Here is a 441-nt window from a genome sequence, read left to right on the forward strand (position 1 = left end):
GGCTCTTAGGCTCACTAATTGTCGGCTTAACCTGGACGCTTGCCCTGTCACGGGCAAGTATCCCGGCAGAGAAGCGGCACATTGTAGAAATCTACATTGACGAGCTGCAAGATTATATTTCGTTACCGACAGATATTTCTGACGCTTTAGCACAAGCGAGAGGTTTGGGTGTGGGGTTGACACTGGCACATCAATACCGTGACCAACTGCCTTTAGATATCCGCTCCGGGGTAGACGCCAACGCCAGGAACAAAATCGTATTCGGTCTTAACAGCAAGGACGCAAAAGACATGGCGGCAATGGCACCGGAACTTACAGCAGAGGATTTTATGGCTCTGCCCCGCTATCAGATTTACACCTCATTCCAATCAGGAGGAAGAAACACCGGCTGGGTACAGGGCAGGACTCTGCCGCCACCGCCCGCCCTGCGGGATGCCGCCG

The 441-nt window shown here is 53.5% G+C and carries 1 pseudogene; it reads left to right on the top strand.

Features of this window, described 5'->3' with window-relative positions:
• Positions 1-441: pseudogene (locus E5329_RS29415) on the top strand (type IV secretory system conjugative DNA transfer family protein); the annotation flags it as partial.

The sequence above is a fragment of the Petralouisia muris genome (assembly GCF_004793545.1).
GTDB lineage: Bacteria > Bacillota > Clostridia > Lachnospirales > Lachnospiraceae > Petralouisia > Petralouisia muris.